18 protein-coding genes are annotated in these 14,410 nt (G+C 71.3%); 14 read left to right on the forward strand and 4 right to left on the reverse strand.

Going from position 1 to position 14,410, the window contains the following annotated elements; genetic code table 11:
• The first annotated feature begins 28 nt into the window (after positions 1-28).
• From JJ685_RS10735 to JJ685_RS10800, 14 genes are all read left to right on the forward strand, one after another.
• Entirely contained in the window at positions 29-982 is a 954-nt protein-coding gene (locus tag JJ685_RS10735) for an ATP-grasp domain-containing protein (RefSeq protein ID WP_201674226.1), read from the forward strand.
• Positions 983-986: 4 nt separating this feature from the next.
• On the forward strand, positions 987-1,883 hold the full coding sequence (locus tag JJ685_RS10740; protein WP_201674227.1) for a triphosphoribosyl-dephospho-CoA synthase: 897 nt from the start codon (positions 987-989) through the stop codon (positions 1,881-1,883).
• Between the two features lie 91 nt (positions 1,884-1,974).
• On the forward strand, positions 1,975-2,484 hold the full coding sequence (fae, locus tag JJ685_RS10745) for a formaldehyde-activating enzyme (RefSeq protein ID WP_201674228.1): 510 nt from the start codon (positions 1,975-1,977) through the stop codon (positions 2,482-2,484).
• A gap of 41 nt (positions 2,485-2,525) precedes the next feature.
• The gene (xoxF, locus tag JJ685_RS10750; RefSeq protein ID WP_236598876.1) at positions 2,526-4,343 is read left to right on the forward strand and encodes a PQQ-dependent ethylene glycol dehydrogenase XoxF; all 1,818 of its coding nucleotides are present in this window, start codon (positions 2,526-2,528) and stop codon (positions 4,341-4,343) included.
• 92 nt (positions 4,344-4,435) lie between these two features.
• Positions 4,436-4,840 carry a c-type cytochrome gene (locus tag JJ685_RS10755; RefSeq protein ID WP_201674229.1) on the forward strand — a complete coding sequence of 135 codons (405 nt, stop codon included), beginning with the start codon at positions 4,436-4,438 and terminating at the stop codon, positions 4,838-4,840.
• Positions 4,837-5,700, forward strand: a complete 864-nt coding sequence (locus tag JJ685_RS10760) for a substrate-binding domain-containing protein (RefSeq protein WP_201674230.1) — start codon at positions 4,837-4,839, stop codon at positions 5,698-5,700. Before JJ685_RS10755 ends, JJ685_RS10760 begins: the two co-directional genes overlap by 4 nt.
• A gap of 2 nt (positions 5,701-5,702) precedes the next feature.
• Positions 5,703-6,377: a hypothetical protein gene (locus tag JJ685_RS10765; RefSeq protein WP_201674231.1), complete on the forward strand. Its 675-nt coding sequence runs from the start codon at positions 5,703-5,705 to the stop codon at positions 6,375-6,377.
• 16 nt (positions 6,378-6,393) lie between these two features.
• Positions 6,394-6,747 carry a hypothetical protein gene (locus tag JJ685_RS10770; protein WP_201674232.1) on the forward strand — a complete coding sequence of 118 codons (354 nt, stop codon included), beginning with the start codon at positions 6,394-6,396 and terminating at the stop codon, positions 6,745-6,747.
• A complete protein-coding gene (locus tag JJ685_RS10775; protein WP_201674233.1) occupies positions 6,734-7,759 on the forward strand; it encodes an AAA family ATPase in 1,026 nt (341 codons plus the stop codon). Before JJ685_RS10770 ends, JJ685_RS10775 begins: the two co-directional genes overlap by 14 nt.
• Before the next feature lie 15 nt (positions 7,760-7,774).
• A complete protein-coding gene (locus JJ685_RS10780; RefSeq protein ID WP_201674234.1) occupies positions 7,775-8,626 on the forward strand; it encodes a DUF58 domain-containing protein in 852 nt (283 codons plus the stop codon).
• Positions 8,623-9,438, forward strand: coding sequence for a calcium incorporation protein MxaA (locus JJ685_RS10785; protein ID WP_201674235.1), 816 nt, complete (start codon positions 8,623-8,625; stop codon positions 9,436-9,438). Before JJ685_RS10780 ends, JJ685_RS10785 begins: the two co-directional genes overlap by 4 nt.
• On the forward strand, positions 9,435-10,457 hold the full coding sequence (locus JJ685_RS10790) for a vWA domain-containing protein (RefSeq protein WP_201674236.1): 1,023 nt from the start codon (positions 9,435-9,437) through the stop codon (positions 10,455-10,457). Before JJ685_RS10785 ends, JJ685_RS10790 begins: the two co-directional genes overlap by 4 nt.
• On the forward strand, positions 10,454-10,999 hold the full coding sequence (locus JJ685_RS10795; protein ID WP_201674237.1) for an MxaK protein: 546 nt from the start codon (positions 10,454-10,456) through the stop codon (positions 10,997-10,999). The genes JJ685_RS10790 and JJ685_RS10795 overlap by 4 nt, the downstream gene beginning before the upstream one ends.
• Complete coding sequence (locus tag JJ685_RS10800) at positions 10,996-11,895, forward strand: vWA domain-containing protein (RefSeq protein WP_201674238.1); 900 nt, start codon at positions 10,996-10,998, stop codon at positions 11,893-11,895. Before JJ685_RS10795 ends, JJ685_RS10800 begins: the two co-directional genes overlap by 4 nt.
• Here the strand turns inward: JJ685_RS10800 and JJ685_RS10805 are convergent.
• The 4 genes from JJ685_RS10805 to JJ685_RS10820 form a co-directional block, all read right to left on the reverse strand.
• Positions 11,873-12,262 carry a 4a-hydroxytetrahydrobiopterin dehydratase gene (locus JJ685_RS10805; RefSeq protein WP_201674239.1) on the reverse strand — a complete coding sequence of 130 codons (390 nt, stop codon included), beginning with the start codon at positions 12,260-12,262 and terminating at the stop codon, positions 11,873-11,875. The two genes, JJ685_RS10800 and JJ685_RS10805, sit on opposite strands and share 23 nt — an antisense overlap.
• A gap of 88 nt (positions 12,263-12,350) precedes the next feature.
• Positions 12,351-13,565 (reverse strand): ABC transporter substrate-binding protein, encoded by a 1,215-nt coding sequence (locus JJ685_RS10810; protein WP_201674240.1) that lies wholly within the window; start codon positions 13,563-13,565, stop codon positions 12,351-12,353.
• Positions 13,566-13,707: 142 nt separating this feature from the next.
• A complete protein-coding gene (locus JJ685_RS10815) occupies positions 13,708-13,878 on the reverse strand; it encodes a hypothetical protein (RefSeq protein WP_201674241.1) in 171 nt (56 codons plus the stop codon).
• A 146-nt stretch (positions 13,879-14,024) separates the two neighbouring features.
• Positions 14,025-14,195, reverse strand: a complete 171-nt coding sequence (locus JJ685_RS10820) for a hypothetical protein (protein ID WP_201674242.1) — start codon at positions 14,193-14,195, stop codon at positions 14,025-14,027.
• Between the last annotated feature and the right edge of the window lie 215 nt (positions 14,196-14,410).

Here is a 14,410-nt window from a genome sequence, read left to right on the forward strand (position 1 = left end):
AGCGAACGAATCCTGGGGGAGCTTGCCCATGACCCCGGTCGTGCCGCTGCGCGCCGGCCTGCGCGTCGCCATCATGGCCGACGAGACCGGTTGGCACACGCGGCAGTTGCTGCGGGCCCTGCGCGAGCGCGGCTGCGTGGGGCGCTGCATCGACCTGGCGCAGTGCCGCATCGCCACGCCCCACGCCTGGCATGGCCTGGTGCTCCCCGGCTTCGGCGAGAGCCTGCCCGACGCCGTGCTGGTGCGCGGCATCGCCGGCGGCACCTTCGAGCAGGTGACGAAGCGTCTCGGGGTGCTGCACGCCTTGCGCGAATTCGGCGTGCCGGTCTACAACGACGCCCGCGCCATCGAGCGCAGTGTCGACAAGTCCATGACCAGCCTGCTGCTGCACGCCGCCGGCGTGCCGACCCCGCCGACCTGGGCGACCGAATCGGCCGCCGCCGCGCAGCAGCTCGTGACGCGCGAGAGCGCCGCCGGCCGCTCGCTCGTGCTGAAGCCCCTCTTCGGCTCGCAGGGCCAGGGACTGCAGCGCGTCGGCTGGGTGGACGGCGCCCACGTGCCGCTGCCCCCGCTGGACGAGGGCTTCGGCGGGCTGGCCTACCTGCAGCGCTTCGTGGAGGCGCCGACCCACGACTACCGGGTGCTGGTGGTCGGCGGCACCGCGCTGGCGGCGATGCGGCGCGTCAGCGCGCACTGGGTGCACAACGTGGCCCGCGGCGCGCGCTGCGAGCCGCAGTCGCTGCAGGAGGGCATCGGGCCGGAGCTGGCGCGTCTGGCCGAGGCCGCGGCGCGGGCGCTGGACATGGACTACGCCGGCGTCGACCTGCTGCCCACGCGCGACGGCGCCACGGTGATCGAGGTCAACGGCGTGGCGGCCTGGCAGGGCCTGCAGCGGGTCACGCCCTTCAACATCGCGCAGGCCCTCGTGCGCGACCTGCTCGACCGCAAGTGCGCGGGCCGCCTGCAGCGCCGGCAGGCGTGAAGCCATGGACGCCGTACCGGCCGCCCTCCGCGCCGAGTTCGGGCGCCGCGCCTTCCTGCGCGCCTGCGCGCTCGACGTGCAGGTGCGCAAGCCGGGCAACGTGAGCGTGGCGTCGCCGGGGCACGGGATGCGCGCCTGGCACTTCAAGGCGAGCGCGGCGGCGGCCGCCGGCCCCATCAGCTCGGCAGGGGCCCCGGTGGGCGAGCGCATCGAGGTGGCCGTGCGCGCCACCTGGCAGGCCGCCCGCTGCAATACCAACCTGGGCATCGTGCTGCTCTGCGCGCCGCTGCTGGCGGCCTACGAGCGAAGCGGCGGCACCGGCGGGGTCGAGGCGCTGCGGGCGGCGGTGCGGGAGGTGCTGGAGTCGCTCACGGTGCACGATGCCCGCGCCGCCTACCGCGCGATCGCCCTGGCCCGGCCCGGCGGACTCGGCCGCGCGCCCGAGCAGGACGTGGCCGAAGCGCCCACCGTGAACCTGCGCGAGGCGATGGCGCTGGCGGCGGACCGCGACCGCATCGCCTTCCAGTACCTGCACGCCTATCCCGACGTCTTCGACCTGGGCCTGCCGGCCTTCCTCGCCGCCCGCGACGGAGGCGCCGCGCGCGCCATGCAGGCCGCCTTCCTGGAATTCGTGGCCGCCCTGCCCGACTCACACATTGTGCGAAAGCACGGGGACGCGGTGGCGCAATGTGTCATCGTGGAGGCGCTGCCCTGGCGCACCCGCTCGCAGCGCGGCGAGCTGCTCGACCAGGATCCGGGCTTCGCCCGCTGGGACGAAGACCTCAAGGCCAGGGGGCTCAATCCGGGGACGAGCGCCGATCTCAGCGTGGCGGTCGCGCTGGCCGCCGCGCTGGCCCAGCCGCAACAGGCCACGGCCGGGGCGCCCCCTCGTTTCTACTGAGTCGATCCGGCATGGAATATGTGAGCGCGCTGCTGCGTCGCGGCATGTGCCGCGCGTGTCCATCTCCACAACGGACCGGAGGAACAAGCTCATGGCCAAGATCGATCGCATGCTGGTTGGAGAATCACTCATCGGTGAGGGCAACGAGGTTGCCCACATCGACCTCATCATCGGACCGCGCGGATCGCCCGCCGAGACCGCCTTCGCCAACGCCCTCACCAACAACAAGGACGGCTTCACATCGCTGCTGGCCGTGGTGGCCCCCAACCTGATCGCCAAGCCGGCGACGGTGATGTTCAACAAGGTAACCATCAAGGGCGCCAAGCAGGCGGTCCAGATGTTCGGCCCGGCCCAGCATGCCGTCGCCATGGCCGTCGCCGACTGCGTCGAGGACGAGACCATCCCGAAGAACGAGGCCGACGACATCTTCATCTGCGTCGGCGTGTTCATCCACTGGCAGGCCGAGGACGACAAGAAGATCCAGGACTTCAACTACCGCGCGACCAAGGAAGCGATCAAGCGCGCGGTGAGCCGCGACCCGTCGGCCGCCGACGTGGTGGCTCGCAAGGCGACGGCCGCGCACCCGTTCCAGGCGAACTGAACCGTATTCCCCCGCTGTCCGCAACAATCACAGGAGGCAATATGCAAGACTCGAGACGCCGTCTCCCCTGGCGGCAGTTCGTCGCTGCGGCGCTATTCGTCCTGCCCGCGCTGGCGCAAGCCAACGCGGACGTGGAGAAGAACATCGCCGATCCCAAGAACTGGGCGATGCAGGCCGGCGACATGTACAACCAGCGCTACAGCAAGCTGAAGCAGATCAACACGACCAACGTCGGCAAGCTGCAGGTGGCATGGACATTCTCGACCGGCGTGCTGCGCGGCCATGAAGGCTCGCCGCTGGTGATCGGCGACACGATGTACCTGCATTCGCCGTTCCCCAACAAGGTGTTCGCGATGGACCTGAACACCCAGAAGATCAAGTGGAAGTACGAGCCCAAGCAGGACCCGGCGGTGATCCCGCAGATGTGCTGCGACACGGTCAACCGCGGGCTGGCCTATGCCGAAGGCAAGGTGTTCCTGCAGCAGGCCGACAGCATGCTGGTGGCGCTGGACGCCAACACGGGCAAGGTGGTGTGGTCGGTGAAGAACGGCGACCCGAAGCTCGGGGCCGTGAACACCAACGCGCCGCACGTCTTCAAGGACAAGGTCATCACCGGCATCAGCGGCGGCGAGTGGGGCGTGCGCGGCTTCATCAACGCGTACGACATCAACTCCGGCAAGCAGGTCTGGAAGGCCTACAGCGTGGGCCCGGACGCCGAGATGCTGATCGACCCCGACAAGACCATGACCTGGACCGACGGCAAGATGGCGCCGGTAGGCAAGGACTCGTCGCTCAAGACCTGGCAGGGCGACCAGTGGAAGATCGGCGGCGGCACCACCTGGGGCTGGTACAGCTATGACAAGGCCACCAACCTCATGTACTACGGCAGCGGCAACCCGTCGACCTGGAACCCGGCGCAGCGCCCGGGCGACAACAAGTGGTCGATGACCATCTTCGCCCGTGACGTCGACACCGGCCAGGCGAAGTGGGTCTACCAGATGACGCCCTACGACGAGTGGGACTTCGACGGGATCAACGAGATGATCCTGGCGGACATCAACGTCAAGGGCCAGCCGCGCAAGGCGCTGGTGCACTTCGACCGCAACGGCTTCGGCTACACGCTCGACCGCGTGACGGGCGAACTGCTGGTGGCCGAGAAGTACGACCCGAAGGTGAACTGGGCGACCCACGTCGACATGAAGACCGGGCGGCCGCAGGTGGTGAAGCGCTATTCGACGGCGGCGAACGGTCCGGACGTGAACACCAAGGGGGTCTGCCCCGCGGCGCTCGGCTCCAAGGACCAGCAGCCGGCCTCGTTCGACCCGAACACCAAGCTGTTCTACGTGCCCACCAACCACGTGTGCATGGACTACGAGCCGTTCAAGGTCGAGTACACGGCGGGCCAGCCCTATGTCGGCGCCACCCTCTCGATGTATCCGGCACCGGGCAGCCACGGCGGCCTGGGCAACTACATCACCTGGGACGCGGGCACCGGCAAGATCGTGCAGAGCAAGGCGGAGAAGTTCTCGGTGTGGAGCGGCTCGCTCAACACCGCGGGCGGACTCTCCTGCTACGGCACGCTCGAAGGCTACCTGAAGTGCGTCGACGCGAAGAACATCACCAAGGAACTCTTCAAGTTCAAGACGCCCTCCGGGATCATCGGCAACGTGTTCACGTATGAGCACAAGGGCAAGCAGTACCTCGGGGTGTTCTCGGGCATCGGTGGCTGGGCCGGCATCGGCATGGCCGCGGGCCTCGAGAAGGACACCGACGGCCTGGGCGCCGTGGGTGGCTACCGCGAACTGAACCAGTACACGGAACTGGGCGGCTCGCTGACCATCTTCACGCTCCCGAACTGAGTTCGGCCCGACTGGCGATCGCGCGACCGAGGCCGCGCGATCGCCTTTCTCTCAACTTGGAGCCAGTTTTTCCGGACGCGGGGAGTCGAAAAATGAAGTCCAACATCGCACGCGGCACGGTGCTCGCGCTGCTCCTGCTGGCGGCCAGCGCCGTGGCGCAGGACCAGGACAAGCCCTACAAGGTCGTCGAAGGCTACAAGGTGGATGCGTTCACCATGACGGGTTTCCGCACCTGGCGCGCCGCGGCCTGCGACCGCTGCCACGGGGCCAACCAGGAAGGCATGGTCGGGCCGTCCCTGATCAACAGCCTCAAGACCCTCACCAAGGAAGAATTCGTCAAGACGGTGCGCGACGGCCGGCTCGAGAAGGGCATGGTCAGCTTCAGCACCAACGAGCAGGTGATGAAGAACATCGACGCGCTGTACGCCTACCTCAAGGGCCGCTCGGACGGGGCCATCACGCGCGCGCGCGTGGAGCCGATGGAATCCGGATCATGAGCGTGCTCCGCTGCATGTTCCTGCTGCTGGCCGCGCTGGCCTGCGGCGGCGGCGCGGCGTGGGCGCAGGCCGCGCCCGACGCGCCCCCGCGCAAGGCGTTCCGGGTCTGCCAGGATCCCAACAACCTGCCCTTCTCGAACGTGGCGGGCGACGGCTTCGAGAACAAGATCGCGGAACTGTTCGCGCGCGACCTCGGGCTGCCGCTCACCTACTACTCGTTCCCGAACCGGCTGGCCTTCATCCGGAATACGCTGCGCTACAAGCTGCCGGACGAAGACTATCGCTGCGACGTGGTGCTCGGCGTGCCGGCCGGCTTCGACCAGGTCTCCGCCACCAAGCCCTATTACCGTTCGACCTACGCGCTGGTCTTTCCCAAGGGCAAGGGCCTGGATGCGGTGAGGAACTCCGACGACCTGCTCGCCCTGCCGCCGGAGCAGCTGCGCGCCCTGCGCATCGGCGTGTACGACCGTTCGCCGGCCTCGCTGTGGTTGGCGCGCCATGAGCTGGTGGACCGCGGGGTGCCCTACGCCATGATGAGCCCGGACCCGGAGCAGTACCCCGGCCAGATCATCGAGCGGGACCTGGCGCAGGGCAAGATCGACGCGGCCATCGTGTGGGGGCCCATCGCCGGCTACTTCGCCCGGCGCGTGCGCTCGCCCGAGCTGCAGGTGGCGCCCATGAAGTCCGAGCCGGGGCTGCCGTTCGAGTACGCCATGGCCATGGGCGTGCGCTACGGCGAGCCGGCCTGGAAGAAGCAGATCGAGGACCTGATCGAGCGGCACCGCGGCGCAATCCTCGCCATCCTGCGCGAGTACGGCGTGCCGCTGGTGGACGAAGGCGCCGCCACGGCCGCCAAGTGAGCATGCGGCAGGCCCTGCTCCTCCTCGCCGCGACCCTGCCGCTGCCGGCCCTGGCGCAGGCCCCGGCCGCCGGCGCCGAGCCGCCCGCTTCGGCCGCGTCCGCGCAGCCCTCCGAAGCCGAGCGGCTCGTCTTCACGCACGACCACCTCGCCAACAGCCGCCGTCCGGGCTCGCTGCGCTACGGCTACGTGGAGGAGGCGGAAGGCAAGCCGCGCGTGACCGACCGCGCCGTGCTCACGTTCAGCGCGCCGCAGGGCGGCGCCTGCTGCGACGTGCATGGCGACTACCTCTCCGGCCCCATGGCGGTCAACCTGCCCGACATCCCGCAGGCGCGCGGCAATCCCGTGCTGCTGTACTTCCTCGAAGGCGAGGTGCGGCGGCTGCAGCGCACCACCACCGGCCAGGCGGCGCACTTCCGCCGGCGCATCCGGCAGTCGCTGGCGGACACGGCGACGGTCTCCGACACCACGATTCCCTGGGGCACGCAATCGGTGCCGGCGCGGATGGTGCGGGTCGTTCCCTTCGTGGACGATCCCTTCCGCGCGCGCTTCCAGGACCAGGCAGCGACCGAGTACGTGTTCGTGCTGTCGGATGCGGTGCCCGGCGGCGTCTACCAGATGCGGGCCACCCTGCCGGGCAAGGCGACGCGCACGCTCACCCTGGCCGAATCCAACTAGTGCGCGGAGGAATGGCATGACACGCGCCCCCTGGATCGCCGCCGCGCTGCTGCTGGCCCTGCCCGCAGCGGCCCGGGCGCACGACTACCCGACGTCGGAACGCGTCACCTACGTCGAGGCCTGCATGCACGACCATCCCGGCGGCCACTACGAGATGCTGAACAAGTGCTCCTGTGTCATCGACACGATCGCGCGCGACCTGCCCTACGACGACTTCGTCACCATGAGCACGGCCGCCAACGCGGTCACCATCGGTGGCGAGCGCGGCTCCTACATCCGCGACGTCGAGCCGCTGCAGGTGCAGATCCGCAAGTTCCGCCAGCTGCAGGCGCAGGCGCGCAAGAGCTGCCTCCTCGATGCGGCGCGCTGACGAACTGCTGCAGGACTGGCGGCAACGCGCGCTGCGCATCGAGGAGAACGTCGCGCGCGCGGTGATCGGCCAGCCGGACATCGTGCGCATGATCAACGTGGCCCTGTTCGCGCGCGGCCACGTGCTGCTCGAAGGCGACGTCGGCGTCGGCAAGACGACGGTGCTGCGGGCCTTCGCCCGGGCGGTGGGCGGTGCCTTCGAGCGCATCGAAGGCACCGTGGACCTGATGCCGGGCGACCTGGTCTTCCACACCTCCATCGACGCGGACGGCAAGCCCCGCATCGAGCCCGGCCCCCTGCTGCGGCACGGCGACGCGCTCGCCACCTTCTTCTTCAACGAGATCAACCGCGCCCGGCCGCAGGTGCAGGCGCTGCTGCTGCGCGCGATGGCGGAGCGCAGCGTGTCCGCCTTCAACCGGGAGTTCCGCTTCGCCGACCTCACGGTCTTCGCGGACCGCAACCGGCTGGAGCGCGAGGAGACCTTCGAGCTGCCGGCCGCCGCGCGCGACCGCTTCATGTTCGAACTGGAGATGACGGCCCCGGCCGACGACGCGGCGCGCAAGGCGATCGTGTTCGATCCGGCCTTCCACGACGTGGAAGCCCTGCTGGAGCGCGTCGAACCGGGCATCGTCGCGGCCAGCGAGCTCAACGACATCGCCGCGGCCATCCAGGCCGGCGTCGCGGCCAGCGAATCGCTGCAGCGCTACGTGATGGACCTGTGGGACGCCACGCACGCGCCCCAGCGCTTCGACGTGCGCATCGAGGGCGTGGACATGGACCGGCTGATGCAGGCCGGCGCCAGCCCCCGCGGCGCCATGGCCCTGGTGCGCGCCGCCCGCGTGCTGGCCTGGCGCGAAGGCCGCGACCACGTGCGGCCCGAGGACGTGGCCGCGGTCTTCCCGGCGGTGATGCGCCACCGCGTGTTCTTCTCCCCGATGTACGAGATGCGGCACGCGCAGATCGCCGAGGCGCTGACGGCGCAGGTGCTGCGGCGCGTGGCGACGCCGCGCTGACGGCAGGGGCCTGGCGTGACCGAGGCGCAGGAATTCCGCTACCGCTTGCCGCGGCGCGTGCCGGGCCAGCGCGCGGGCAGCCACGCCGCGACGGCGCTGGGCGCCGGCCTCGAATTCGTCGCGCACCAGAGCCTCTACGCCCGCCCCGACCCGCGCCGGCTGGACGTGCGCGCGAGCCTCGCCAGCCAGCCGCCCGAATGGCTGGTGCGCGTGCACCGGCAGCGGGCGGCCTTGACCGTGCAGCTGCTGGTCGACGTCTCGGCGTCGATGCGCTTCGGCACGCCGTCCAAGCTGGAGGTGGTGGCCCGGTTCGCCGAGGCCCTGGCCGCCAGCGCCTTCCGCGTCGACGATGCGCTCGGCATGGTGGCCTTCGACGCCGTGGAGCGCGCCGACCTGCGCGTGCCGCCGCGTCGGCATCGCGGCCTCGGCGGGATGCTCTCGGCCCTGCTGCGGCAGTCGCAGGGCGGCCGGGGCGGCATCGAGGGCCTGCGCGAGGCCGCCACGCTGCTGGCCGGGCGCAGCGGCATGGTGTTCCTCGTCTCCGATTTCCACTGGCCCCTGGCCGGCCTGCCCGAGCTGCTGGATTCGCTGCTCCCCGCGCACGTGGTGCCGCTCGTGGTGTGGGACCCGGCCGAGACCGAGCCGCCGGAGCGCGACGGCCTGGCCGTGCTGCGCGACGCGGAGAGCCGCGCGAGCCGCACCCTGTGGCTGCGTCCGGCCTTGCGTTCGCGCTGGCGCGAAGCCGTGCGCGCGCGGCGGGCCGAACTCGACGGCCTGTTCGCCTCCCGCGACCTGCGCCCCTTCCACCTGCACGGCGGCTTCGACGCCGAGGCGCTGTCGCAGCACCTGTGGGAGGAGACGGCGTGAAGGCCTGGCTGCTCGCCGCGGCCTTGTGCGCCGGCGGGGCCGCCGCCGCCGACGCGGTGGTGCAGCAGCCCCGTCCCTTCGGCTACACCGTCGGCGATCTCGTCACGCAGCGCATCCTGCTCGCGCCCGGTGTCGAACCGGCCCTGCCGGAGCCCCTGCGCGCCAACGCCTGGCTGGAGCGCCGCGTCGCGCGCTTCGAGACGACCCCCGACGGCCGGCGCTGGCTGGCGGTGGACTACCAGGTCGTCAATGCGCCGCGCTCGCTCGCCAGCGTCACCATCCCGGCCTGGGACCTCGGTCCGGCGCTGCGCGTGCCGGCGGCGACGATCGGCGTCGCCCCGTTGACCGCGCCCCCCGCGCCGGGCGAGGCCCTGCCGCTGCGCCCCGAACGCGCCGCCCCCGCGATTCCCACGGGGGAAATGCAGCGCCGGCTGGGGGCGTGGCTGGCCGCCCTCGCGGCCACCGTCTTCTGCTGGCTGGGCTGGGTTGGCTGGAATGCCTGGCGCGACCGCCGTACCCTGCCCTTTGCCATCGCCCTGCGCGAACTGCGTGCGACCGCCGCCGACCCGGCCGCGGCGCACCGCACGCTGCACCACGCCTTCGACCGCACCGCGGGCGCAGTGCTGCACGGCGGCAGGCTGGTGCCCCTGTTCGAGCGCGCGCCCTGGCTGCAGCCGCTGCAGCCGCAGATCGCGCGCTTCTATGCCGACTCGGCGGCGCTCTTCTTCGGCGCCGGCCTGCCGCCGGACGCCCCTTCACCGCAGGCCCTGTGCCGGCAACTGCGCCGCCTCGAACGGCGGCACGCCCCATGAGCGCCGACCTGCCGCTTGCCTTCCTGCAGCCCTGGGCGCTGCTGCTGTTGCCGCTGTCCCTGCTGCCCCTGCTTCCGCGCCGCCACGACACGCTGGTGTACCCCCACCTCGGCTGGCTGCCGCGCGACCGCGCGGGTGAAGCGCTCGGCTGGGCCCTGCGCCTGCTGGCCGTCGCCGCCCTGCTCGCCGTGGTGCTCGCCCTGGCGCAGCCGGTCCGCCCCGAAGCCTTCGTGCCGCGCATCGGGCGCGGCGCCGAGATCGTGCTGCTGATCGACCGCAGCCGCAGCATGGACGAACGCATGCTGCCCGCCGACTGGCGCACCATCGACCCGCTGAACCTGCGCTACCAGGCCGCCTCGCGCGGCGAGCGCAAGGGCCAGGCCGCGCGCGACCTGCTCTCGCGCTTCGTCCGCGAGCGCACCGACGACCGCTTCTCGCTGATGTTCTTCAGCACGAGCCCGATCCGGATCGTGCCGTTCACGCAGCATTCCCCCGTGGTGCAGGCCGGCATCGCCGCCGGCGGCATCGGGCGCGGACTGGCCGAGACCGACGTGGGCCGCGCGCTCGCCGGCGCCATCGCGCAATTCGACCAGCGCGCGTACACCGGCAGCCGCATCGTGCTGCTGGTCTCGGACGGCGGCGCGCGCCTCGATGCGCCGACGAAGCGGCGGCTGCACGAGGCGGCGCTGCGCAACCGCGTGTCGGTCAACTGGATCTACCTGCGCTCGGTGAACAGCCCGCGCCTCGACACGCCCGGCGAAGCCAGCGAAGCGGTGCCGGAGATCGCGCTGCACCGCTTCTTCCAGACCCTGCCCGGCACCTACCGCGCCTACGAGGCGGAGGATCCGGAAAGCCTGGCGCGCGCCGTGGCGGACGTCGGCCGGCAGCAGAACTTCCCGCGCGAGGACGTCGAGCGCGTGCCGCGGCGCGATTTCGGCGGCGCCGCGCTGGCCGTGGCGATCACCTGCTGCGCGCTGCTGCTCGCCCTGCGCGCGGTCACGATGAGGGCGTGGCGATGAGGCGGCGGGCCGTCGTGCACCTCGTGTTCACGGCCGCGGCGCTGGCCTTCGCCGTCCCGGCGGCGTGGCAGGCCTGGCGCCTCGTGCAGGCGCAGCGCGTCAACCGCGCCATCGCCCAGGCCGCCGACCCGGCGGCCGCCGCGGACGACTTCGCCGAGGCGCGCTTCGCGCACGCGATCGCACTGGCCCGCGCGGGTCGCTACGACGCCGCGCTGGCCGCCTACCGGAAGTTCGTGCAGCGCGAGCGCGGGCCGCTGGCGCCGGCTGCCTTCTACAACCTCGGCAACCTGCACCTGAACGAGGCGCTGAAGAACGGGCCGGCCCGGGCGGCCGAGTCCCTGCCGCTGGTGGAACTCGCGAAGCAGGCCTATCGCGACGCCCTGCGCGCCGACCCGGCCGACTGGGACGCCCGCTACAACCTCGAACGGGCGCTGGCGCTCGCGCCCGAGGTCGACGTCCAGGCCGCCGAAGCGAACGAACCCGACGCCCTGCGCGAACGCGCGATCACCACCGCGCCGCTGTCGCGCATCGACCTGCCGTGAAGCTGCCCGGCCGCGATTCCCCCCTGCTGCTCGCCGCGACGCTGCTGCTGGTCCTCGCCCTGGTGCTGCCGCCGGTGCCGCTGTCGAGGCCCCGCACCGAGGCGGTCCTCGTGTTCGACATCACGCAAAGCATGGACGTGGAGGACGCGCAGCTCGATGGCGCGCCCGCGAGCCGCCTCGACTTCGCGCGCGAGTCGGCGCGGCGGGCGCTGCGCGAGCTGCCCTGCGGCTCGCGCGTGGGCTGGGCGGTGTTCACGGAATACCGCACGCTGCTGCTGCTGGCGCCGGTGGAGGTCTGCGACAACTACGAGGACCTGCTCGCGACGCTGGCCGGCATCGACGGCCGCATCCGCTGGGCCAACGCCAGCGAGGTGGCCAAGGGGGTGTTCTGGGCGGTGCGCGCCGCCCGGGAACTGGCCTCGCACCCGTCGCTGGTGTTCTTCACGGACGGCCACGAGTCGCCGCCGATGAACGCCTTCCCGAACTTCGAGGACGTGAAGCCGGGCCAGGTGCCGGGCTGGCTGCTGGGCGTCGGCGGCAGCGTGCCGCAGCCGATCCCGCGCACCGATGCCGAGGGGCAGCGCGTGGGCTACTGGCGCGCCGGCGAAGTGATGCAGCGTCCTTCCCAGGAGGGGCAGGCGCCCTCGCGCGAGCACCTGTCGGAGTTGCGCGAGGCGCACCTGCGGCGGATCGCCGCGCGCACCGGCCTGGGCTACGCCCACCTGCGCGATCCGGCGGCGCTCGTCGAACTGCTGCGCGACCCGCGGCTCGCGCATCCCGTGGAGGTGGCGACCGACCTGCGCGTGGTCCCCGCGGCGCTGGCGCTGCTGCTCCTGTGCCTGCACTTCCGGCCGGACGTGCTGCGCCGGCGCTTCAGTCGTACTTCAGGTACTTGAAGCGCGGGTCGTCGGGCGTGCCTTCCAGCGGCGAGGCTTCCTCCTGCCCTGGCCGCCACATCAGGACCTCCTCGATCTTGCGCGCGAGGGCGAAGTCCTTGTCCGTCACGCCCTTGGCGGCGTGGTTCACCAGCTTGACGACGACGAAGGCGTAGGAGACGGTGAGGTCCGGGTGGTGCCAGGCCGCCTCGGCCAGGTGGCCCACGGTGTTCACCACCATCAGCGTGGCCTTCCAGCCCGTCGTCTTGTACTTGCGGCGGATCCAGCCGTCCTCGTAGTACCAGGCGGGAAGCTCCGCTTCCAGCCTCTGCCGGATCTCTTCTTCGGAATAGACCTCGTCGGGGGAACCCTTGCGCCATTGAGCCATGCGACCCTCCATGGACAGTGCGCCGATCATGCGCCCGAACCAGGGGCAAGGGCCGCCGCCGCGGGCCTTTCCTTCGAGGGCGGCGCGGTTACCTGGCCGCGGTCTGCGTCGCCTTCTCCTTGCGCCGGATGATGCTGGCCTTGCGCTCGTCGTCCTTGTAGTAGTAGGCCCGCTCGTTGTTGCGCCAGGTGCCGAGCCACAGCATGTTGGCGCTGATCGCGTCGTGGTCGGCCGGGGAGAACGGGCGGTCGTATACCGTCACCACGCCGCGGTAGGGACCGGAGGGGTTTTCCAGCGCCTTCTTCAGCGCGGCGCTGCCCAGGTCTCCCTTGGAGTCGAACATGGCGCGCAGCAGCAGGTGGATCGCGTCGTAGGTCTGGGCCGCCGACATCATCGAGCCGACCGGCGCCTCCTTGCTGATCTTCGCGTAGCCGCGCAGGAAGGAGCTGTTGCGCTCGAGGAAAGGGTTGGGCAGCACGGTCTGCACCATCGCCGCCCCGTCGACCTTGCCGCCCGAGGTGGCGAAAGCCGACGCATGGGAAAGGCCCCAAGGCCCGAACTGCGGCACCTTCCAGCCCGCGTTCACGCGGCTGGCCGAGATCACGCCCTCCTCCGGCCCCACGGTCCATCCGATCAGGGCGTCGGCGCCGCTCGCCTTGAGCTGCTTCATCTCCTCGTCCAGCGTCTTCACGCCGACCTTGAAGCGCGCGACGGCGTGCGGCTTCAGGTTGGCGCGGCCCAGCGCCGCCTCCAGGTCCTTCAGGCCGGCGTCGCCGTAGCCGCTGGTGTCCACCAGCAGCGCCACCCTGGTCAGGCCGCGCCTGACGATCTCGTCGACCAGGAACTGCGTCTGGATCTGGTCGCGCGCCGAGGTGCGGAAGATGTAGCTGTCGGCCGGCGGGTGCTTCGCCGTGATGCCGGTGCCGGTGGCGCAGGTGACCATCAGGATGGCCTTGTTCGCCTGGAACACGTCGAGCGCCTTCATCGCCACGCCCGTGTTGCAGAAGCCGAAGGTGGCGGTGACCTTCTCCTTCAGCACGAGTTCCTGCGCGAGCTGCAGGCCCGTGTCGGGATCGGCCTTGTCGTCGCGGATCACCAGCTCGAGCGGCCGGCCCAGGTAGCCGCCGACCTCGTTGATCTCGCGCACGGCGACCTCCGCGCCGACGCGCGCGCTGTTGCCCATGTCGGACGAGCCGCCGGTGAGCGGGAAGATCAGGCCGATGCGGATCGGCTGGACAGCCTGCGCCCAGGCGGGCGCAGACAGGACGGCAGCCAGGATGGCCGCGGACGCGACACGCTTCATCTCACCTCCTCGTGGAATCACGGGAAGTTACGAGTGGCCGGTTCGCCCCGGCCTCCGGGACTCCCCGGAGGGCGTGCGCAATTTGCCGCAGGTAATGCGGAAAGATTAGGGAATCGACGGAAGAGCGAACGGGGACGCCGGCTCAGTGCCGCCGCCGCAGCTTTCGCAAGGTGGTTTCCATCTGGGGAAACACGGGGTTGCGGATCGCTGCGTCTTCCGGCGCGTCCGGACGCGCCTGCAGCGCGAGCACCAGGTAGGGCAGCACGCTGTGCGCGCCGAAACCCCAGCGCTGGCCGGCTGGCAGCAGGTGCACGTGGGGGTCGGGGACGGGTGGGCGGCGCATTGGCGGGGCGGGCGACCTCGAGTGTGGCACAGGCGCGCCTGCACGGTCCCCGGTTCTTGGCACGGTCGCGTGGGAATTTCCAGCGCGTGACGCCGTGCGCGCCCGGGGGGCCGACGTCAGACGGCGGTGAGCAGCAGTGCCACGCCGGTCCAGAGCAGCAGCGACGCGCCCCCGGCCATCCAGAACACGGCCCTGCCGAGGCCGTCGTCCCGCTCCGCCAGGGGCGTGCCCCAGGGCAGGAGGAACTGGATGCTTTCGGCGCGTGCTTCTTGGGGCTGGTTGCGCATGGCGGTTCCTTGCGGCGACGAACGGCATGCTCCGACGATGCCCGCGCGAGCCTTGTGGGAAATATCCTTCGCGGCGCGTAGTCGGGGCTGAAGCCGCGCTAGGAGTCGCCGCCGTCCGACACGCCCGGCGGCAGGCCGCCTACGGGGCATTTCCCGGCCGCTGCATGCCTCTGCGGGAAGATCGCGACCGGCCCCGTCGGCGTGGCGTCGCGCGC

This window comes from Ramlibacter monticola, from assembly GCF_016722785.1.
GTDB classification, from domain to species: domain Bacteria; phylum Pseudomonadota; class Gammaproteobacteria; order Burkholderiales; family Burkholderiaceae_C; genus Ramlibacter; species Ramlibacter monticola.

Coding starts and splice junctions, on each gene's coding strand:
- JJ685_RS10735 (WP_201674226.1), top strand. CDS start 29: ATGACCCCGGTCGTGCCGCTGCGCGCCGGCCTGCGCGTCGCCATCATG.
- JJ685_RS10740 (WP_201674227.1), top strand. CDS start 987: ATGGACGCCGTACCGGCCGCCCTCCGCGCCGAGTTCGGGCGCCGCGCC.
- fae (WP_201674228.1), top strand. CDS start 1,975: ATGGCCAAGATCGATCGCATGCTGGTTGGAGAATCACTCATCGGTGAG.
- xoxF (WP_236598876.1), top strand. CDS start 2,526: ATGCAAGACTCGAGACGCCGTCTCCCCTGGCGGCAGTTCGTCGCTGCG.
- JJ685_RS10755 (WP_201674229.1), top strand. CDS start 4,436: ATGAAGTCCAACATCGCACGCGGCACGGTGCTCGCGCTGCTCCTGCTG.
- JJ685_RS10760 (WP_201674230.1), top strand. CDS start 4,837: ATGAGCGTGCTCCGCTGCATGTTCCTGCTGCTGGCCGCGCTGGCCTGC.
- JJ685_RS10765 (WP_201674231.1), top strand. CDS start 5,703: ATGCGGCAGGCCCTGCTCCTCCTCGCCGCGACCCTGCCGCTGCCGGCC.
- JJ685_RS10770 (WP_201674232.1), top strand. CDS start 6,394: ATGACACGCGCCCCCTGGATCGCCGCCGCGCTGCTGCTGGCCCTGCCC.
- JJ685_RS10775 (WP_201674233.1), top strand. CDS start 6,734: ATGCGGCGCGCTGACGAACTGCTGCAGGACTGGCGGCAACGCGCGCTG.
- JJ685_RS10790 (WP_201674236.1), top strand. CDS start 9,435: ATGAGCGCCGACCTGCCGCTTGCCTTCCTGCAGCCCTGGGCGCTGCTG.
- JJ685_RS10795 (WP_201674237.1), top strand. CDS start 10,454: ATGAGGCGGCGGGCCGTCGTGCACCTCGTGTTCACGGCCGCGGCGCTG.
- JJ685_RS10805 (WP_201674239.1), bottom strand. CDS start 12,262: ATGGCTCAATGGCGCAAGGGTTCCCCCGACGAGGTCTATTCCGAAGAA.
- JJ685_RS10810 (WP_201674240.1), bottom strand. CDS start 13,565: ATGAAGCGTGTCGCGTCCGCGGCCATCCTGGCTGCCGTCCTGTCTGCG.
- JJ685_RS10820 (WP_201674242.1), bottom strand. CDS start 14,195: ATGCGCAACCAGCCCCAAGAAGCACGCGCCGAAAGCATCCAGTTCCTC.